General features: G+C 46.7%; 17 protein-coding genes and 1 tRNA gene. 7 read left to right on the top strand and 11 right to left on the bottom strand.

Features of this window, described 5'->3' with window-relative positions; genetic code table 11:
* Window positions 1-215 precede the first annotated feature (215 nt).
* From B5F07_RS22415 to B5F07_RS17750, 4 genes are all read left to right on the top strand, one after another.
* Complete coding sequence (locus B5F07_RS22415) at window positions 216-1,214, top strand: hypothetical protein (RefSeq protein ID WP_140398045.1); 999 nt, start codon at window positions 216-218, stop codon at window positions 1,212-1,214.
* 82 nt (window positions 1,215-1,296) lie between these two features.
* Complete coding sequence (locus tag B5F07_RS17760) at window positions 1,297-1,683, top strand: BlaI/MecI/CopY family transcriptional regulator (RefSeq protein ID WP_087162543.1); 387 nt, start codon at window positions 1,297-1,299, stop codon at window positions 1,681-1,683.
* A 15-nt stretch (window positions 1,684-1,698) separates the two neighbouring features.
* Window positions 1,699-3,582: a BlaR1 family beta-lactam sensor/signal transducer gene (locus B5F07_RS17755; protein ID WP_087162542.1), complete on the top strand. Its 1,884-nt coding sequence runs from the start codon at window positions 1,699-1,701 to the stop codon at window positions 3,580-3,582.
* A 184-nt stretch (window positions 3,583-3,766) separates the two neighbouring features.
* Window positions 3,767-4,099: a winged helix-turn-helix transcriptional regulator gene (locus B5F07_RS17750; RefSeq protein WP_087162541.1), complete on the top strand. Its 333-nt coding sequence runs from the start codon at window positions 3,767-3,769 to the stop codon at window positions 4,097-4,099.
* On the opposite strand, the gene B5F07_RS17745 is transcribed toward B5F07_RS17750, so the two are convergent.
* Together B5F07_RS17745 and B5F07_RS17740 are read right to left on the bottom strand one after the other, a co-directional pair.
* The gene (locus B5F07_RS17745) at window positions 4,096-4,974 is read right to left on the bottom strand and encodes a patatin family protein (protein WP_087162540.1); all 879 of its coding nucleotides are present in this window, start codon (window positions 4,972-4,974) and stop codon (window positions 4,096-4,098) included. The genes B5F07_RS17750 and B5F07_RS17745 overlap by 4 nt on opposite strands.
* Complete coding sequence (locus B5F07_RS17740; RefSeq protein WP_087162539.1) at window positions 4,940-5,368, bottom strand: Rrf2 family transcriptional regulator; 429 nt, start codon at window positions 5,366-5,368, stop codon at window positions 4,940-4,942. The genes B5F07_RS17745 and B5F07_RS17740 overlap by 35 nt, the downstream gene beginning before the upstream one ends.
* A gap of 423 nt (window positions 5,369-5,791) precedes the next feature.
* On the opposite strand from B5F07_RS17740, the gene B5F07_RS17735 reads away from it, so the two are divergent.
* The 3 genes from B5F07_RS17735 (at window position 5,792) to B5F07_RS17725 (ending at window position 11,312) form a co-directional block, all read left to right on the top strand.
* A complete protein-coding gene (locus B5F07_RS17735) occupies window positions 5,792-6,349 on the top strand; it encodes a TetR/AcrR family transcriptional regulator (protein ID WP_087162538.1) in 558 nt (185 codons plus the stop codon).
* 152 nt (window positions 6,350-6,501) lie between these two features.
* Window positions 6,502-9,552: a YhgE/Pip domain-containing protein gene (locus B5F07_RS17730; protein WP_087162537.1), complete on the top strand. Its 3,051-nt coding sequence runs from the start codon at window positions 6,502-6,504 to the stop codon at window positions 9,550-9,552.
* 131 nt (window positions 9,553-9,683) lie between these two features.
* The gene (locus tag B5F07_RS17725; protein WP_087162536.1) at window positions 9,684-11,312 is read left to right on the top strand and encodes an IS1182 family transposase; all 1,629 of its coding nucleotides are present in this window, start codon (window positions 9,684-9,686) and stop codon (window positions 11,310-11,312) included.
* Between the two features lie 169 nt (window positions 11,313-11,481).
* Here B5F07_RS17725 and B5F07_RS17720 read toward each other — a convergent pair.
* The 9 genes from B5F07_RS17720 to B5F07_RS17680 all read right to left on the bottom strand — a co-directional run bounded on the left by B5F07_RS17720 (window position 11,482) and on the right by B5F07_RS17680 (window position 21,016).
* Window positions 11,482-11,547 (bottom strand) — tRNA-Asn (locus B5F07_RS17720).
* A gap of 115 nt (window positions 11,548-11,662) precedes the next feature.
* Complete coding sequence (locus B5F07_RS17715; protein WP_087162535.1) at window positions 11,663-13,276, bottom strand: recombinase family protein; 1,614 nt, start codon at window positions 13,274-13,276, stop codon at window positions 11,663-11,665.
* A 170-nt stretch (window positions 13,277-13,446) separates the two neighbouring features.
* Window positions 13,447-13,632 carry a hypothetical protein gene (locus B5F07_RS22410; protein WP_140398044.1) on the bottom strand — a complete coding sequence of 62 codons (186 nt, stop codon included), beginning with the start codon at window positions 13,630-13,632 and terminating at the stop codon, window positions 13,447-13,449.
* 574 nt (window positions 13,633-14,206) lie between these two features.
* Window positions 14,207-14,629 (bottom strand): RNA polymerase sigma factor, encoded by a 423-nt coding sequence (locus B5F07_RS17705; protein ID WP_087162533.1) that lies wholly within the window; start codon window positions 14,627-14,629, stop codon window positions 14,207-14,209.
* Between the two features lie 475 nt (window positions 14,630-15,104).
* Window positions 15,105-15,554, bottom strand: a complete 450-nt coding sequence (locus B5F07_RS17700) for a winged helix-turn-helix domain-containing protein (RefSeq protein ID WP_087162552.1) — start codon at window positions 15,552-15,554, stop codon at window positions 15,105-15,107.
* A gap of 61 nt (window positions 15,555-15,615) precedes the next feature.
* Window positions 15,616-16,509: a carbohydrate ABC transporter permease gene (locus B5F07_RS17695; protein ID WP_087162532.1), complete on the bottom strand. Its 894-nt coding sequence runs from the start codon at window positions 16,507-16,509 to the stop codon at window positions 15,616-15,618.
* Between the two features lie 20 nt (window positions 16,510-16,529).
* Entirely contained in the window at window positions 16,530-17,444 is a 915-nt protein-coding gene (locus B5F07_RS17690; protein ID WP_204248865.1) for an ABC transporter permease, read from the bottom strand.
* Between the two features lie 64 nt (window positions 17,445-17,508).
* Complete coding sequence (locus B5F07_RS17685) at window positions 17,509-19,206, bottom strand: extracellular solute-binding protein (RefSeq protein WP_204248864.1); 1,698 nt, start codon at window positions 19,204-19,206, stop codon at window positions 17,509-17,511.
* 154 nt (window positions 19,207-19,360) lie between these two features.
* A complete protein-coding gene (locus tag B5F07_RS17680; protein ID WP_162613165.1) occupies window positions 19,361-21,016 on the bottom strand; it encodes a sensor histidine kinase in 1,656 nt (551 codons plus the stop codon).
* Window positions 21,017-21,056 lie beyond the last annotated feature (40 nt).

Genomic DNA, 21,056 nt, shown 5'->3' with positions numbered 1-21,056 from the left:
AAGTGCCTCTATTCTCGGTACTGCCATTCGAGAGCTCTCAAAAAAAACGGCAGATTGGTACTTGGAGAGGACATATCTATCTTTTCAATGCAGTTTGCGGAAACTCAAGTTATCCTTTCCGTCCACATTCCCCTGGACATTTTCTCCCTCTTCTATTTATAATAATAAAATAATCAGACAATACTTTTGTCATGTAACAGAAAGGGGTTTTTACTATGGGCAGAGGCGGTGGTTCTTCACACGGCGGAGGCGGACATTCCGGAGGAAGATCTTTCGGAGGGCGCTCCGGCGGCGGATTCGGTGGCGGCGGCAGAGGACCGGGCGGACCAGGTTTTGGCGGACCCAGACCGGGCGGTCCCGGTTTCGGTGGTCCCGGTTTTGGTGGGCCCAGACCGGGCGGTCCCGGTTTCGGCGGTCCCGGTTTTGGCGGACCGTGGTTCCGTGGGCCGCGCAGAAGGGGACCCGTATTCCCCGGCGGCGGATGGGGCGGACCGGGACGGCGCGGCGGATGCGGCTGTTCTGTAATCGTTCTTGTAGTCATTATCCTGCTGTTTTCACTGATCAGCCAGATTTTCACTGATATCGGCTCATCGCGGAGTACTTCGCAGAATACGGAAGTGACAATCTCCCGGACCGAGCGGACAGCCATAACCGGGACACAGACCTACGGGAAATGGTACGTGGATGAGATGAATTTTATCGGTCACGACACAGACCTGACAGACGGACTGAAATACTTCTACTCCCAGACCGGTATCCAGCCCTATGTGATGATTCTGGACTATGATGCATCCCTGTGGAATAACGGAATCTTCAACGAATCCGCCGCCGAGGAATATCTGGCAGAAATCTACCGGAATATCTTCTCGGACAACGGACATATGATCCTTGCATATTTCGCATGTGAAAACGACTCGGAAGATATGGACGGCACGTTTTACATCTACTACGGCTCAGCCGCCTACTCCGTCATGGACGACGAGGCCGAGACTATCTTCTGGAGCTATTTTGAAATGAATTACAATAACCTGGATTTAAGCATTGCCGAGTTCATCGGAGACAGCTTCCGCGAAACTGCAGACAATATCATGCATACCGGAAACAGCGGCGGCAATGCGCTCATACGGGCGGCTGTGATTTTTGCTGTTGTATGCGTAATTGTAATTGTGGTGGGAGTTATTGTGATAAAAAAGTCAGGCCGGAGAGAAGAATGATCTGTCAATCCTGCTTCCGCTTGACCGCTCCTCTCCCGCCGCGTATAATTACTACAAAAGTAAGATTAAAAGGAGCGTCCACATGAAAAATTTGCCTCAGATTTCCCAGGCGGAATACGAAATCATGAAAATCATCTGGGACTCTTCGCCCATCAGCACAAACGAAGTCTGCGAAAGAGTCCCGAAATCACACAACTGGAGCAGCAAAACGGTTCACACCCTGCTCTCCCGTCTCACGGCAAAGCAGGTCATCTCCTATGAGAAAAGGGGGCGGATGTTCTATTATTCGCCTCTGATCTCGCAGGAAGATTATATCTCACAGGAAAGGCATCAGTTTCTGAATCGTTTCTACAACGGCAGGGCGTCGTCCCTGGTGTCGTCACTGATTTCTGACGCAGAGCTTTCCGATGAGGACCTGCAGAAAATGTATGAACTGATCGATTCGAAACTCAATAACCCAGAGCATTGACGGAGGCACCAGGTTTTGACATTTTCCATCCATTTTTTACTGTGTAATCTCGTGATCGCGGTCCTGGCAGGCATGTTACTGCTTTTGAAACGGATTTTCAAAAAGTATCTCACAGCGGACAGCCGTTATCATATGTGGTATATCTTTACCGCCGCGCTTTTTCTGCCGTTCCTGCCGGAAAGTCTGACGCAAAACGATTGGATGCAGGATCTTTTCTACAACGCCTCGGCTGCTCTGATCACCGCACCCGTAGAAGCAGATCACATCGCTTCTTCTACTTCTTCCGCTTCCGCCTCATCTGTTCCATCTCTGGGACTGTATGATCTGGCAGAAGCCGTAAGAAGCACGGACTTTTCCGATTTCAGCCGGATTTTTACCCTTTTCTGGCTCGCCGGATGCGCTTTAACTGTCCTATATTATCTCCTGCAGATTTACCGGATTCACCGCATCCGCAAATCCGGATATGCGGTCACGCCCGAAACGGAACCGGAACTGTACGACCTTTTTCTTTCCTGCAGAAAAGAGCTGAAAATACGGCGCCGGGTTTCCCTGTACACATCCTGCAGCCTGACCAGCCCCGTCTCTTACGGGCTGCTGTTTCCCACGGTTATAATCCCTCAGGATCTGGACATTCTCCTTGATCCCCGGGATCTCCGTTTTATCTTTCTGCACGAGCTGCAGCACTGCAGGCAGAAAGACGCCGTTTTAAATAATCTAAGCTGCTTTTTCCAGATTATTTACTGGTTTAACCCGCTTGTGTGGTACTGTTTTGCCGTGATGCGCTGCGACCGGGAAACTGCCTGCGATCACGCTGTCATCCGCACCGTCGGAAAGGAACATGCCGCCGGTTACGGTTACACACTGATCCGGTATGCGGAAAATCTTGGCAGAAAGAGTTTCCTCTCCCCGCTCTCCCTGTTGGGCGGTGAAAAGGAAGCGGTTATGAGACGGATCAGGGAGATTGCCGGTTACAGGGCGGATACGCCTCTGAATAAAGCGAGAAGCATCTGCATCCTTCTTATGAGCGCCCTTTTCGTATGCACGGCAGCACCGTTTCTCTCGGTTCGGACTTTTGGCGCAGCCTCAGACTCATATGCAGATGTACCTGCAGAAGCTCCCGGAAAAAGTTATGAAGAAAATACAGAATACGTGGATCTCTCCCGATATTTTCATGGACTGGAAGGGACATTCGTCCTGTACGATATGACGGACAGACATTTCCGGATTTACAATGAGGAACTGAGTACCCGGCGTGTATCACCGGATTCGACTTTTAAAATATACAGCGCTCTCTTCGCTCTGGAGAAAGGGATCATTTCCCCGGATTCCACCGCCCTCCCCTGGGACGGCACGGAATACAACTTTGACTCCTGGAACCGGGACCAGACACTGGAAAGCGCCATGCAGAATTCCGTAAACTGGTATTTCCAGGAACTTGACCGGCTGACCGGATATTCGGCACTCTCAGACTATTACCGCGAAATTTCTTACGGAAACTGCAATCTGACCGGCGGAATTGACACATACTGGGCGGAATCTTCTTTGAAGATCTCTCCTGTAGAGCAGGTTCTTCTTCTGGCAGATCTGCTGCAGAACAAGTGGGGATTTGCGGACGAGAACATCCGGGCTGTGCGCGATGCGCTTTTCATTTCAGAGACAACTGTTGGAAAACTCTATGGAAAAACCGGAACAGGTTCGGTGAACGGACAGAATGTAAACGGATGGTTTGTCGGCTTTCTGGAAAACGACGGACATATGTGTTGCTTTGCGGTAAATGTACAGAGCGGGGCAGACACGGACAGCTCTGCTGCAGGAAATATATCCGGGAGCACTGGTGGAGAAAATGTATCCGGAAGCTCCGCCGCCAAAATCGCACTGGAGATTCTGGCGGCGGAATGATTTCCGTCTCAGAACTTATCCGCCAGTGCAGCCGCCTGCGCGCATCCGTCCGTCTTGTCGGCAGGATTGACTTTCCCTGCTGCTGATATTACAATCATAACAAGAACATGACAGAAAACAAGTACGCACATGAAAGTGCGATACTAACAAGCAGGTTTAATACTTACCTCAAGGAGAGTGTGAAATGGGAAAAAGATGCATATCCAACGAGAACTTAAGCACCACGGGATTCAGTTATACGCTGTCTCTGATCAACGGGAAATATAAGATGACGATTCTCTATACACTGATGGAATTCGGCGTCGTAAGATTCAATGAGATGAAAAAATACATCGGACAGATTTCCTATAAAACGCTGAGCTCTACCCTGAAAGAACTGGAAGCAGATCAGCTTGTCCACAGAGAAGAATATCCGCAGATTCCGCCCAAAGTAGAATACAGTCTGACAGAACGAGGCAAATCACTGATTCCGATTCTGGACGGAATGTGCGAATGGGGAGACAAAAACCGGCTTTAAGCCGGTTTTTCTGCCGTAGAATTTTCCGCCAGGAAACGTCTCAGCTCCTCCTGACGTTCTGCGAAATCCTTCATCCCCAGATCATACAGTTTCCGCTCCGTGTCTTCATCCATAGAATAAGTTCCCACTTTGAGCGGCTCACTGGGCGCAAAGACGAATGCTTTCCCCTCCTTTTCCAGATCGAACACTTCCTGCAGATTTTTCTGGTATGTAATATGTCTTCGGTCAATATCTTCTATGATCTTCGGATATTTCCGGCACAGACGGGAATACAGGAAACGCATCCCCTGAGGCTTTCTCACGTAGTCCCGCTGTTTGGACAGGATGACCACAAGCCGGTCGCATCCTTCTTCCATGGCGTGCCGGACCGGAATCGCATCGGCAATCCCTCCGTCATAGTATGGAACCCCGTTTATCTCCACCGGACGGCACGCGGCCGGGATCGCGCTGGACGCCATAACCGGGCGGTAATCATCCTGTTTCATGTCTTCCTTTCCGAAATATTCCGCCTTTCCGGTCAGGGCGTTTGTGGCTGCCACCTCATATTTCACCGGATTTTTCATGATTGCCCGGAAATCCAGCGGATCTTTTCCCGTGGAATTGGTCAGTTCTCCGTAGATATACTGCAGCCCGAACAGGTTTCCCGTCTTCAGCAGGCTCCTGATTCCGAAATATTTGGGAGAATAAATATGCTCCGTGAAAAAACGGAGATTGCGCCCCCGCTGTCCCGCCACAAAAGACGCCACATTCCCGGCGCCTCCGGAAACGCCGATGCAGTAATCAAACGTTATGCCATGATTTTCTTCTTTTGTTCCATTGCAAATCTCCTCCTGTTCATTTCTACGCTGTCCCTGCTTTTTCGTAATAATGCTCAATAATGTCCTTCAGCGTGATCTCCTGCATCTTCTGCTCCGCCGCATCCTGGACTTCCCGGTAGAAATCACCGATGGCAAGCTGGATGTTGATTCCCACGCCGCACTCCGGATTGGTATGGATATCCAGATGCAGCAGCGGCTTTTCCCCTTCTACCGCACGGTAGATATCCAGCATGGTGATCTGATCCGCCTTTCTCGTCAGAGCTGCATTCGCCTGCCCCCGTTCTGAAGTTATAAGCCCTCCCCGTTTTAATGCAGACATCAGCTGCCGGATATAGGCGGGATTTGTCTTTACACTCTCCGCGATCCTCGCGCTTGTCATCCGGTTTCCTTCTGCCAGACAGAGAAAGACAAGAAGGTGAATCGTGTCGCTTAATTTTGTCGAATACTTCATAGCTTCACCTCTCATTTCAAAAATTTGATTCCGCAACTTGTAATTTATAGAATAATACGTTATAATCCATCATGTAAATTTAATAATAACATCCATAAAAAAGGAAGTCAATAATGCTTACAGGACAGACTGCAGTCCGTCTTTTCCTTTACATCTGTTCCATTACACTAAAAAAGTTCTTGACATATTGTTTCGTAACAGGATAATCTTGTTCTAAGAAAAATATTCTCACCCGCGCACCTTTCTATCTGCACTTTCAGACTCTGACGGAAGTGCCGGATGAAAATGCTGACTCTAAAACCAGAGAAATCGAGAAAGCAGCACTGACTGCTGCTTTTTCCAAAATCATAATCCGTATCCTGAGCTGCTGCATATCATTCATGACAGAGCTGCATCAATCCGCCTGAAGGAGGGGAAATACCCATGCCGAATTTTACATACAATGCGATCAAAGCATCTTTTATAAAGCTTTTAAATGAACGGCCTCTGGCCCAGATCAAAGTAAAAGATATTGTAGCTGACTGCGGAGTCAACCGCAATACATTCTACTATTATTTCCATGATATTCCTTCTCTGATCGAAGATATGGTAACGGAGCAGGCTGAATACATTATACAGAAATATCCCTCCGCCAATACGATCGAGGACTTTTTTGAAACTGTCATCGACTATATACTGAAAAACAGAACCATGTTTCTGCATATCTACAACTCCGTAAACAGGGAGCTGTTTGAGCAGTATCTGTGGCAGGTATGCGAGCGGGTCGTGATTCTTTATGTAGATTCCGTACTGGACGGACGCCAGATCCGCCCGGAGGACAGGAGCATCATAGTCCAGTACCTCAAAGCCTTAAGTTTCGGAATTGCGTCTGCATGGCTCCAGTCCGGCCTTACAGAAGAGATCCGCCTCACATTTGAACGTATCTATCAACTGAAAAAGGGAACTGTGGAAGAAATGATCCGCAGATTTGAGACAGAATAGTTTTCCCGCACAACATTCCTGTCAGCAGGTTTCAGACATTTTAGGCTCTTTGTCTGTTTTTCAGGCACAAAGCCTCAAATGTCTGTATGAAACCGCCGCCGGTCATGCTATCTTTCTGTAAGTAAAACAGCCAGAAAGAAGGGATTGATTATATGATCAAAAACGAGTGGAAAGGCCTGCTGAAAAATAAAATTCTTCTTATTGTCCTGATCGCAATTATTGCGATTCCTTTTATTTATGCAGGTCTGTTTCTGAAATCTATGTGGGATCCATACGGAAATCTTGACAAGCTGCCGGTTGCGGTTGTAAATGAAGACGTGCCGGTGGAATACGAAGGCAATACCCTGTGCATAGGAGATGACCTGACAGAGGCACTGAAAGATAATGACACTCTCGACTTTCATTTTGTGGACAGTGAAAAAGCCGGGGAAGGTCTGGAAAACGGTACGTGGTATATGGTAATAACGATTCCGGAAGATTTTTCCCGCAGCGCAGCAACTCTTTTGGATGACACTCCCCGGAAAATGGAGCTGAAATACGCAACGAACCCGGGCACCAATTATATTGCCTCCAAAATGAGCGAAACTGCAATGCTCCGAATCCGCAATGAAGTCGCAGCCCAGGTTACAGAGACTTACACTGCCATCGTCTTTGACCGGATCGCACAAGCCGGCAGAGGGCTTTCAGAAGCCGCAGACGGTTCGCTGCAATTAGCAGACGGGATTGACAAAGCCTCTGCCGGCAGCATGGCAATTACGAAAAACCTGAGTATACTTACTGACAGCACTCTGACATTTTCCGATGGAGCTGACACTCTGACGGAAGGGCTGAAGGAATATACGGACGGAGTCAGCCGGATCAACACCGGTGCATCACAGTTAAAAAAAGGAACCGACTCCCTTACTGCCTCTCTGCCCGCACTGACCGGCGGTATCCATACATTAAATAATGGTGTAAAAACCTATACCAGCGGAGTGGCTGCACTAAATGCAAATTCCCCGCAGCTGCTGGCAGGGGTGCAGGATCTTGAAACAGGAGCCCAAAGCCTCACCCGGGGACTGGATACCCTGCAGACCGGCACAGACCGGTACGTCAGCGCAGTCGATACATTTACCCGGAATGCTGTCCTTTATGCACAGGGAACAGAACAGCTCGCACAGGGCGCAGAACAGTTGGAACCGCTGGAAAATCTGGATCAGGCGTCTTCCGCGATCTCCCTGCTTAATGCATCTGTCTCTGAAGGAGATCTCTCCCTCAAAAACAGTGCCGAGGGCTTAAGCGATAATCTTAACAGCCTGTACATCAGGATGCAGGAACTTTCGGAACATGCATCCGTCATCAGCAGCGCTTCCCCGATACTGGAAGATTCTGCCGGCGCCCTGCGGTCCGCCTCCGGCACTCTCTCAGATACGGCCTCGCAGATCCGTGCTGCAAAGGATTCTGTTTCAGCCGCTGCGGACAGCAGCATCTCTCTTGTAACATCCTGTGCGGCTGATGGAAATGACAGAATCAGCACTGCCAACGGACAGCTTCAGAGCGCAAAGGATACCTTAACATCGTCCGCTTCTTCTCTTGAAGCAGTCTGGGAGAAACTGTCTGAAAATGATTCTGTTCCGGAGGACGCCCTCGCTTCACTTCGACAGACAATCGATTCTCTTGACTCTTCTGCCGGAAATATTCAGGAGATTTCCGGTATTGAGACAAATGATTATATTGCCAGGGCACAGCAGATATCCGATACCGCAGCCTCCGGGCTCAGTTCTCTGGACGAAGCACTGGATACTGCTGCCAGCCGGCTTGACGATACTGCTGCCGGACTGGAAGAGAACGCTGACTCCATCCCGGATATCTCCGCGGATAGCTTTCAGGACCTGACCGAAAGCGCCGGTCTGTTATGTAATAACGCCCGTCAGCTGTCTGCAGGCACAGCAGCCGTCTCAGACGCACTAACCGAACTTGAGGCACAGACTGAAAATTTTCCGGCGGCATCCGAAGGAATCAAAGAACTTAACACAGGGTTCGATACTCTCCTTTCCAACAATGACGCTCTTCTGGACGGAGCGGACAGCCTCCGCGCAGCCGGAACCGATGTAACCGGCGGAATCAGCAGCATCCGTTCCGGAGGACTTACAGTCTCCGACGGTATTCAGACGCTGGGAAGCGGAATCCGTACTTATACCGACGGCATATCCACACTTGCAGACAACAGTTCTGCTCTGACAGACGGTACTGCAAAACTGGCTGACGGAGCAGGCGTGCTCTGTTCGGGAGCCGGTCAGCTTTCTGATGGAACTGCCGTACTGGCGGAAGGAACCGCTTTACTGGTCGAAAACAATGACCGTCTGAACGACGGCGCAGCGCTTCTCGCAGACGGAGCCGGTCAGCTCTGTGACGGTGCTTCCCGGCTTTATGACGGTTCTGTGGAACTGGATGAAGGAATGGCTCAGTTGCAGGACGGCGCCGATGTTCTTGCAGACAGCCTGTCCGAAGGCGCAGAGGAGGCCTCCGCTACAACCGCAGACGAAGATACAATTCATATGTTTGCTTCTCCGGTAAATACAGATGAGACACAGATTACCACCGTAGAAAATAACGGTCATGCCATGGCGCCGTACATGATGTCCGTGGGACTGTGGGTGGGATGCCTGGCTTTCTGCCTTATGTACCCGTTGACCAGATACAACGGGAAACTGAAATCCGGACTTGCATGGTGGGCCAGCAAAGCGTCCGTCCTCTATCCGGTAGCAGTCCTGCAGGGGCTTATGCTGATCTGGCTGCTTCATGTGATCGATGGTTTCACTCCGGCGAAAATGACTGAGACAATACTGTTTGCCTGCCTTACTGCCGTTGCATTTACATCTGTCATGTACTTTTTCAATATTACGCTCGGAAAAGTCGGAAGTTTTCTCATGCTGATCTTTATGGTCGTGCAGCTCTCCGGCTCCGCCGGCACTTATCCGGTTGAGATCTCACCGGCATTTGTCGCTGACATCCATGCTTATCTGCCGTTTACCTATACCGTGGACGCATTCAGAAGTACGATCAGCGGCGGAGGAAATATAAGGAATTCCGTGATTCTGCTCGCCCTGCTGACCGTTGTATTTACCGGACTTACGATCCTTCAGTTTCAGCACATGTCGCGCCGGCGCAAAAACAGCCAACCGCTTCTCATCGACTGGCTGGAAGAAAAGGGACTGGCATAATCTCAATCCCATTTGAATAATGACCAAAAAAGGGGCTGTCGCACTAAGCAATTAGTGCGATGGCCCCTTTTCTTCCTAATAAACCAAATGCCGGGCTAAACAAAGCCCGGCAAAAGGTGTAAAATATAGTTATGGAAAAATCAAATATTTTACAAAAAGATTATACCTTAAATCAAAACGGTTATCAATTAAAACTTCCATTAAATATTGATTGCATCATACCGAAAGACGATTCTGTGCGGCTGCTAAGTCAGTTTGTGGAGGAGATGGATTTGTCTGACTTATATTCGACGTATCAGAGGATACCCGAAAATCCGTCACCGCGCACCATACTTAAGGTTGTGTTGTATGCTTATATGAACGGGGATTTTTCTTCCCGCGATATGGAGAAGGACTGCCGCAGGGATATTAACTTTATGTTTCTGCTGGAAGGCGCGCCTGTGCCTGACCATGCAACTTTTGCCCGTTTCCATACCCTGCATTTCGCATTGTGTTCGAAAAAGATCCTGGCCGCTGTTACAAAGTTTCTTTACAGTATTGGGGAGATTTCAGGAGAAGACATTTTTATTGACGGAACAAAGATCGAGGCTTATGCGAATAAATACACCTTTGTCTGGAAAAAGGCAACAACAAAAAATCTGGAAAAACTTCTAAAAAAACTTGCAGCCTTTGTAGAATCCTGCGAGGAAATGTATGGCCTGAAGATTGTTTATCAGAATAAAGTTACCGTAAAGCATCTGAAAAAGCTCAGGAAAAAACTGTATAGGCTGAAAGAGGAAGAAGGGATCGAGTTTGTACACGGGACAGGGAAAAGAAAATCCCCATTGCAGAAAAGTATTGAAACACTGGAGCAATATCTGGAGAAACTGAAAGAGTATACCCGGAAACTTTATGTTTGTGGAGACAGGAACAGTTATTCTAAGACAGACCATGATGCGACTTTTATGAGGATGAAAGAAGACGCAATGGGGAACGGTCAGCTCAAAGCCGGATATAATATCCCGCATGGTGTTGATTCAGAATATATCACCTGGCTTACCGTAGGACCGCAGCCTACAGATACTACAACACTGATCCCGTTTTTTAAGGATCTGGAAGAATACGTAGATGATTTTAAATACCAGAGAGTTACGGCGGATGCAGGATATGAAAGTGAAGAGAATTACGCTTATCTGGAGAAAGAAAAGAAAGAGGCATTTATCAAGCCGGCGAATTATGAGATCGGGAAAAAGCGTTCTTATCAAAACGACATCGGCAGGGCAGAAAATATGAAATATGATCCGCAGTCGGACACCTACACCTGCCACAACGGGAAAAGCCTGAAAGTCAGTAAGATAAAGAAAGAAAAAACAAAGACAGGATATGAGAGAGAAACGACCATTTACAGTTGTGAAGACTGCAGCGGATGTCCCTACAAAAAAGAATGTATCAAAGGGAACCACAGTAAAGTTCCATTCGAAGACAGGACGAAAAATTTGTATGTTTCCCGGAAGTTCAACCAGTACCGTGAGGAAGACCTGGAGAGGATTACCAGTGAAGAGGGGATTGTGCTGCGGGTGAACCGGAGTATCCAGTCCGAGGGAAGCTTTGGTGATCTGAAAGAGGATACAGGCTTCCGAAGATTCCGATACCGTGGAAACGCGAATGTAGAAGCACAAAGTATTCTGCTGGCGATTGCACATAATGTCAGGAAGCTACATCAAAAAATCCAAAACGGAAAAACAGGGACACACCTGTTTGCGTTAAAGAAGAGCGCATAAATTTAGAAGGTTCAAAACGCCAAACAGACAGGTAAGGGGAGGTCTGCGCTTTTTCAAGCAGAAAGTCAAAAATAGGCGGATCGTCTGGATATTTCTCTGAAATAAGCAGCAAAAGAGGGGCATGCCACATGAGGAATTTACTTCCTCATGCGACAGCCCCTTTCCAAGCTCCCCCTGTTGGACTTGAACCAACGACACTTCGGTTAACAGCCGAATGCTCTACCACGCGAGGCGGTCACATACCGGAAAACGTATCCGGCGTTTTTCGCCTCGAATGTTCCTGTGGGGGATATTATTACGATTACATACCGGGTTATGTCGGTTAATAGTATCTTAGGAGTTCTCACTGTTCAGACCGCAGCCGTGGTCTTCCAGAAATCTCCGTTATTCCATTCTGTACAGAACTGCTGATATGTCATATTCAGCTCTACGGAGATCTGGTATCCTCTGCCGACTTCGATCCGCTTGAACAGGTAGCACGCGATCATCTTTTTCTGCTCCAGTGTTGCGGTGTCAAATTCTTCCGCCCATGACTTAAACTGATTATAAGCAGGTGTGATCAGATCGATGCTCTGTTTCTTCTGCGTCTCTTCCTCTCTGAGCTTTGCAAGCTCCTGCTCACCATTTGCAATGTTCTCTTTCACAGTCCGAAGAACCTGCGTCAGATCTTCCGGCGAGTACACGCTTTCGCCGGTCAGCGTCTTCGCAATCTCAAGCTGTAGCTTTGTCAGCTGCTCTCGGCTCTTTCCAAGCTCATGTTCAAGCTGTGTCTGTCTCGCCTTATTTCCTGCTATCTGCCGTTTCAACAAAGCCTGTAATTTTTCTTCTTCCGGCGCTCCGCTCATACAGCTGAATATCTGACGGATGATCTGGCGGATGATCTCATCCACCCGGTCCGCCTGATATGTAGTCTGGCCATCGCACTTGCAGAGCTTACGGCTTTTGTGATAGCACGAATATTTGATCTGATCCACGGAATACTCGGAGCCGTCTGCTCTTGTATAATGATCCCGATACCGGATCGTCGTCAGACGTCCGCCGCAGTGTGCGCAGAAAATATTGCCGGAGAGCATTGCCTGACCTTTCGTCCGCAAGGCAATGTGGCGTTTCTCCTCATTCGCGTTGTTCCGCTGTTCCAGGATCTCCAGGATCTGTGCATAAGTTTCATCACTGCGGATCCGCAGCGCCTGCAATGCCTCTGTGGATGTTCCGTCATCCAGATAGCCGCAGTAGAAACGATCCTTTAAGATACGGTTGACGACGGTACTCGTAAACCTGGCGCCTGTATGCGTCCGGTACCCATTCTCATTAAGATATCTGGAAAGCCTGTGTGAACCGTAGCCTTTATGGATCGTCATGCTGTCCATCATATGGATGACTTCGCTCTCAACTGCGTCGATATCCAGCTTTTTGATCGGAATCCCTTTGCGGTTTACCAGCCCGCTGTCCGAGAGGTGGTATCCATACTTTACAGGCCCTCCCGTATACAATCCGTCTTCTATCATCTGCTGCATCTTGCTCTTGATCCTCATGGAAGTCTTTTCGCTTTCCCCTGATGCCTGCCAGAACCGCAGATAATTCATCAGCTTGTCCACATGGCTGTCAAACCTCTGCTGTCCTTCCATGACGCTCCAGACCTGTATCCCGTGCTTTGCAAACCACTCCACCACGAAAGGTGTCTCGTCATCGATCCTGCCGATCCGGTCAAACATGAACACAAGCAGGATGTCAAACTCGTCATTCAGGGCTGCTTCCTTTAATTCCTGGATCGCATCCCTGTCATCGGCTGACACCTTGTACCCGGAAATCCCTTTCTCCGAATACTCTTTTACAATGGTCCAGTCCGGCTTGCTGCTGGCGAAATCCCAGCACGCTGTTTTCTGCATCGGAATGTCATTCTCATTCTTGTCTACCTGTTTCTTTGTAGATACTCTGTAAAGACAAATAACCCGTTGTAATTTCATAACGCTTCCTCCGTACATCACTTCATTTGTACGGAATTGCGTTGCCTGATCTCTTTTCGGTTTTCAAGGTTCCTGCCGGAGAATATATCTCTCCCGACACATTCATTATACCGCGAAGAGCACGCCGCTTCAATGCGCGGTCTCAAAAAGCAAGCGCAATTCTGTAAGTTTCATAGCGACTGTGCATAAGCGGTGATCCCCTGCTGAAACCGTTCCTCATAGGCTTCTGTCAGGATATCCCGAACCTTTGCCCTGACATCCTGTTCTGCGCTTCTGCTGAATCTTACCAGCACCGCAGAATCATTGATTCTCAACTGGAACCCAGAAATCTCGCCAATATTATTATTTCCTGCCATTAACTCCTCCTTCCATATATAAGGAAAAGACAGCTGTGCAGAATATCTGGTTCTGTTGATCCATTTCCTGCTGCACAGCTGTCTTATATTCTTCTCCAAAAACTCTGTCACTTTTGCCACGCCCCCTGACAGCAGGGATACCACAGGCTGCGGCCAGCTTACCGCATCATAGCCCCGCCTGTGCCGCCGCTTTGCCGGAACTTGCGCGCACTGCAGGAACTTCCCTTCCAGTCTGTGAGGGATCGTGAGAAAGTATCATTATCCCCTGTGCCTGTCACCGCGTCCGGCATGCCGAAGCCGGATCGACAGATCACGCTGCCCGCTCGGACTGTCCTGCTGCCATCACCTCCCGGTGGACTGTCTTTCTTCGCGACGCTCTGTCTTCGCTCAAGGCACAGGTAACGTACCTGTGGTACCGTATATGAAGTTGTCAAGGTGCGACGGGGAAGCCGGGAATACTGCCCTAATGGTCAGCAGATTTTCCTTTGAACGATCCGTCCACTGTCAGGCATTTCCATACAGGCTGTCCTCCTATTATTCAGTACAAATATGAGGTTTATTTTCGGGTTTTTTCTCAATTTTCTTCCAAAATTTTTCCCAGCCGCCGAAGTCCTCTCCGGATGCTTTCATAGACTGTACTTACCGAAGTTCCCTCCATTTTTGCAATGTCTGACTGCTTTATGCCGAGAATGTAATGCGCATACACCCTCTTCCTCTGTTTTTCAGTAAGCTGATTAAGCGCGGCATAGAGTTTTTCTTCTTCCATATGCTGCTCTATGATTTCCTGAACAGATGGAGCATGGCGACGCATCTTCCTTTCAATGTTGTCGCCACAATCCAGAGAAAAATATGCTTTATACCTGTATGTACGGATCCGGTAAGCAGTATCTCCCCGTCTGAATTCCATCAGGGCTTCCACAACCTCGTCCGGCAGTGAAACAACGTAATCTTTTTTATATATTTCCGGGTAGAATTCCCGCAGATTTATTTCTCTCATAGTAATCCTCCGATCTTGATTTTTTGATTGAACTGAAAATCAAAATCGAAGGCGGGGACCGACAGCGTATACGCCAAACAGAAAGAGGCTCTTCTTCCCTAAATATAAAAAGAGGCGCCTGCCAACAGACAGACGCACACCTATGCTGACCGCTTCTGCAATTTGCAGAAAGCGAATAATTTATGTCATTTTTTGTCGAATGGAAAAGCCCTGTAATCCTCAGCTGAATTACAGGGCCGCTATAAAAATATACCCGGTGTTTCCGGGGCCGAATTTCCGGCTTTCTCTCCATCCACTCTGTTCTCCCTCCATGAAGGAGAACCTATGGACGTTTTATCGTCAACCTCCTTCTGTATGGGAGAGCATACGTGGAAATCTTCTATTCTTTTTCCCGAAGTGTCCTTTTTCTACCAGAGCCCACACAAAGCCTGCTTTACTTAGCAGAAGAAGCGCGGTTCAACATCACCGCACTTCTTCACACCTCGAATTTATAACCGACGCCATAGACACTTTTTATATAATCGGGTATATCCGGGGCAATGTTTAATTTTTTCCGCAGATTACTTATATGGTTATTGATAGCCTTACGGGAATAAAATGTATAGTCTTCATTCCAGACCAGCTCCATGATCATCTCATATGTAAAGACACGTTTCGGATGCATGATCAGAAGCGCAAGAATGTCGAATTCTTTTGCAGTTAAGTTAATTGGTTGACCACTTACACTAACAAGACGATATTCTAAACATATATATAATTTTCCGAAATACATTTCTGTCAGGTCAATGTCTGTTGGTTCAAAATCTCTTTTAAAAAAATTATGATTTATGATCGCTGAGTAAGATTTCAAAAACTGAATCAATTCTTTTTTCTGCACTTTGTTTAGAAAAGGAATCAGTTCTTTACCAATCTGTTCACCAGACATTCCCATATCTAAACAGACTATTTTCCCAAGTCATCACCACCAAATAATTCTGTTTTGCATATTACTCTTTCACGCTTCCTACTACAATTCCCGTAATAAGATATTTCTGGAGCAGCGGATAAATCAGCAGCAGAGGAATAACGGAGACTACGATTTTGGCAGCATTCAGATTCTGTGATGATACGTCCATAACATTAACAAGGGAACTAAGGCTTCCGCCTGCGTTCAACATATCTTCAAGCTTCACGCTTAATGACTGTATATATGTCTGTAATGGATAGTTATTCACTTTTGTCATATAGATCAGACCACTGAAAAAATCATTCCAGCTCCCCACGATACTGAATAATGCGATTGTTGCAATAACCGGTTTTGAGCAGGGCAGATAAACCTTTGTCAATACCTGCAGCGGCGTAGCTCCATCAATTACTGCCGCTTCTTCCAAAGCCTTTGGAACTCCCATAAAGAAATTCATTACCATGATCACACTGAATATCGGAACCGCACCGGGAAGCACCAGAGACCATACTGAATTTAACAGGCCCAGATTTTTTACCACAATATATGTCGGGATCATTCCACCATTAAACAGCATGGCAAAAATCAAAAGATTCATATATATATTGCGGCCTTTAAATTCTCGCTTTGATTTGGACAACGGATACGCCATTAATGTGATCAGCACCAGATTCAGAATCAATGCCAGGACAACCCGGAGCACCGATATTCCAAAGGATCTCCAAAACTGATGATCCCCCAGGATCTTTTCATATGCAGCCACCGTAAAATCTACAGGAAGAAATCCCACTCTGTTTCCGGCTACAGCCGCACTGCCGCTGAATGATACGGCGACAATATTTAACAAAGGCAGCAGACATATCAGTCCTAACAGAAATACAATAAAATAAATCGTACCCCTGCCTAAATTTGAAACAATTCCCTTTTTTTGTACCATTATAAAAACGCTCCCTTCCGCTAGAATATTTTCCTGTCAGTAAACTTCTTTGCAAGTCCGTTTGCCGCAAGCATCAGCACCATGCCGACTGCGGATCTGAGCAGGCCCACTGCAGTAGAGAAACTGTACTGTCGACTGATTAAGCCCATTCTGTAAACATATGTATCCAGAACATCTCCTGTCTGATAGACCATCGGTGAATACAGATTATAAATCTGATCAAATCCGGCGCTTAAAATACTTGTAAGGCTCATCGCAGCCATCAAAAGTATGATTGGGAGCATTCCCGGAAGTGTAATATGCCATACTCTTTTCCACCAGTTCGCCCCGTCAATAGCTGCCGCTTCATGGAGCCCCGGATCAATGGCAGTTATCGCCGCGAGATACACAATTGAATTATATCCGAATTCTTTCCACACATCGGTCACAATGATCATTGGGCGGAACCATGTATTGCTTCCGAGGAAATTGACTTTATCGAATCCAAGCATCTGAATGATGTGATTTACCGGTCCGTCCAGATTTACCATATTAATTACAACCGCAGCCAGGACGACCCATGATAAAAAGTGCGGAAGATATACGATTGTCTGAACGGTCTTCTTAAAAAACCGGACTCTTATTTCATTGAGCAAAATTGCAAAAGCGATCGCCATAACTGTTCCGAGAATAATCTTCCCTACAGCAATTACTACAGTATTCGTCAGTATCTGCCAGATATCCGGCAGAGAGAACATATATTTGAAATGTTTCAGACCGACAAACTCTGATCCCAGTATTCCTTTTGCCGGAACATAGTCCTGAAATGCCATAATGATACCAAACATAGGCACATATGAAAAAATCAATACAAAGATCATTCCCGGAAGCATCATCATGTGATACATACTTTGAGACCGCATGCTGCGCTTCTGAATAAATGTTTTTTTCTTCATCCCTTTACCTCTTATATTTAAGAATCATGGGCTGAATATCAACCCATGATCCAATCTGTTTTCACTATTGAGCGTCGATAATTTCCTGCACTTCTTTGGTAATCTGCTCACCGCCGCGGCTGCTCCATGCATCTACAAATGCATCGAACTCATCCACCGGTTTTGAACCGGTAACGATAGCGACAAATGTCTCTTCCTGAAGTTTATTCAAGTCAGCATTATTGGTTCTCATTGTCTCTGTAGTATCAAAGAATACAGGCGTATCCCATTCAAGCTTTCCTTCATTCGTCAGTCGATCGATCAACTCCATCGATTTCATCCGCGACGTATATTTTGACCAGTCTGTCACCTCTGAATTCGCCGGATCCGCTAAATATCTGTTGATTGCTTCCACATTCGTCTTTGACTCAATCGAGCGGACCTCATCCATGGATATCTTCCCATCCACACAATTTTTAATATCCGAATATTCATCAACAAGATATGTATTCTTGTTTAATTCGACCTGTATCGGTCTGGCTGAATTATCCACCGTTGTAACGTACTGATATACTTCCGGCTGCTCTGTTTCCAGATTCTTATTGTTCACAATCTCATCAAAAAACAGATTCGCAATTTTAATCAGTACTTCCGGATTTGAATAGCCTTTTCTGACAACCATATATCCGTTTACAGCGTTATTATGAATAACGTTTACTTTGCCATTGTCATCGCAGATTGTATAAGTTGAGAACTCTGCATCAGGATCCATACTTCTTACATTATTCAGAAGCCAGTCCGGAAGGTGCCACGGTCCAAATGTAATACCTGTCTGTCCGTTTGTCAGGAGAGCTGTAATATCATCCCATGTTCTTGTACCAAACTGAGGATCTACCAGACCTTTCTGGAACCACTCCGCCAGTTTTGCAAGTGTAGCTTTCATCCCTTCTGTTGTGGAACCGTTATACAGATTTCCGTCTTCATCTTCAAGCCAGCTTCCCGGGAATGCTTTATAAGCCGCCCCGATAGCCATCATGGTATAACCGCTTCCACCATAATCACCTGATGTAAGATATGGTGCAAACGCAAGCCCAACCGGATTTCCGGTATTTCCCGGATCTTTTTCTACAAAAGTTTTTGTAATGTTCTCCAGTTCGTCGATTGTCAGACATCCGTCCCCGTCCTCATCAATTTTCATCCCAAGATCGTCCACCCAATCCTGCCGAATAAATACTACACACGGAGCAGCATCATAATTTGTTCCAGGCAGAGCCATCAGCCGTCCGTCATACATTGCTCCGTCCAGACATCTGCCGTCATATGAATCATATACTTCTTTAATATAATCGCTTGCATATTCATCATATACATCCGTAAGATCCTCAACCAGATCATTTTCAACCAGCTCGTCGAGTACATCCTTTGAGCTGACGCGCATCACATCCGGTAATTCTCCCGAAGCGATAGCCAGCGACACCTGCCGGTCATAATCCTCACCGTTAGCTTCAAATGAATCCTTTACTTCTACATTAAGTTTTTCTTTTAAATATCTCGTGTATGCATTATCTTCGTATGAATCGCCTTCCGGGAATTTAGGGTTTGCTATCGTGCTTCTTCCCATGCTGCAGACCAGGGTATCCTCATATGCACCAAGCGGTCCGTCCGCCGCTGATACCGCCTCTTCCTGCCCGCCGGCGCCCCCTGCACAGGCTGATAATGATACTGCAAGCGCTGACACAGTTGCTATACTCAACACACGTTTTATAAATAATCTTCGTCTCACAAATATTTCCTCCATCCTTCCTTGTATTAATGGCCATTTCTTAAGGTATTTTTATTATAAATTAAAACAAATTTCCGGTAAACGAAACAAAATACCGCTTTAAACAACATTTTTACAAAGATAAGCAGATCCGGACAATGAAAAAACTGCCCTCTCAGACAGTTTTTTCGTTATCCGGATCTGTTCTTTTCGGAATGGTAAGTGTAACCGTTGTTCCTTCATTCATTTTGCTTTGATAAGACAAACCATATTCTTCTCCATAATACAGCTGTATCCGGTGATGTACATTCTGAACGCCGTATCCGTTTGTCTGCTCAATCAGAATATTTTCCATCGTCTTCTCTGACATCCCGCAGCCGTTGTCTCTTACCGTAAATACCAGTTCATCCTTTTGCTCTCTTCCGTATACCTCCAGTCTTTTTTTACCCTCTGTCTCTTTATGATCCAGTCCGTGTATGATCGCATTTTCTACTAACGGCTGCAAAAGCAGATTGATCATATGGTAATTCAAAATGTTTTCATCTATCTCTAAAACCGCTTCAAATTTCCCGGAATGCAGCATCTGCTGGATTTTCACATAAGAGCAGGTATTATCCCACTCTCCCTTTACGCTTATCGTATTCTTCCCTTTATTCAGCGTTGTACGATAGAAAGTTGACAGCAGCTGCGCCATCTCACTGATCTCTGTCTGTTCCGCCATAATGGCTTTCCAGTTGATCAAAGAGAGACTGTTATACAGAAAATGAGGATTGATCTGAGCCTGCAGCGCTTTCATCTCATATTGCTGCTGCAGGATCCTGCTCTGATACACCTGATTAATCATATCATTCAGCCGTTCCATCATCCTTTTAAAGCTCCGGAAGAGATGTCCGATCTCATCCTGAGATTCATTCACCACGTCCACCGACATAGAGCCAAGTTCAATCTGCTCTATATTTTCCACCAGTTCATTCACCGGTTTTGTTATACTTCTCGTCAGTGTCAGACTTAAGAAAGCGACCAGAGCGCAGCACCCGAGAATAACGATCAGGACAAGAACCGTGATGCTCCTTGCCGCAGCCGAAATTTCACTGACAGGTCTCTGCAGTTCTGCCCGCCAGTTTACAGAGCTGATCTTTTCCGTTTTTACAACACAGTCTTTTTCCCGTTCTTCATCTGCCGTACGCTTTACCGCAGACTCCTGCGTATTATGATCTGCATTCTTCTGTGCAAATGAAAAAATAGTATTCCCGTCATTGTCTGTAATCTCAATGCCATAATCATCCGAAAACAAGTTTGTAAATATTGAAAATACTTTTGAATAATCCAATGATATACGTATCGCATTCTCATATCTTCCATATTCCGAAAACATTTTGCAGTACATATTCAATTCATTGGCGTCCGGCCTGGCATCCCACAGCACTCTTCCCCGCTCCAGTTCGTCCATACCGGAATCCATCCGCTCCGCCGGGAGAAAATTTGTGCCGTGCGGATACAAGGTATCGTTCGTACTGTATATCGTCACCTGTTTCACGGCGGAATCCAGATTTTCCATATTAAATATAACCGGATCTATGATATCCCGATACGCCACGTACATCTGCAGATTATCTTCATAATCGGCTTCCAGCGCCTGCTGAAGGTTATCATCCCATACAATGCTGTCCATGTAGCTCTTATACAAATTTAAGTTGCCTGTCAGGATGGTTACATTCTGCTCCAATGTCTGGCTCAGCATCTCCTCTTCCCTCTGTATCAGCAGGTTCCTGCACTGAAAATAGCAGAATATACCCAGCAGGATTACCGGAAGCAGACTTGCCAGCAGCATACTGAACAAGACTTTTTTTCTGAATTTTAAATTTCTATAC

The sequence above is a fragment of the Lachnoclostridium sp. An169 genome (genome assembly GCF_002160525.1).
GTDB classification, from domain to species: Bacteria; Bacillota; Clostridia; order Lachnospirales; family Lachnospiraceae; genus Mediterraneibacter; species Mediterraneibacter cottocaccae.
The sequence above is the reverse complement of the archived record's forward strand: the minus strand, read 5'-3'. Positions and strand labels throughout refer to the sequence as shown.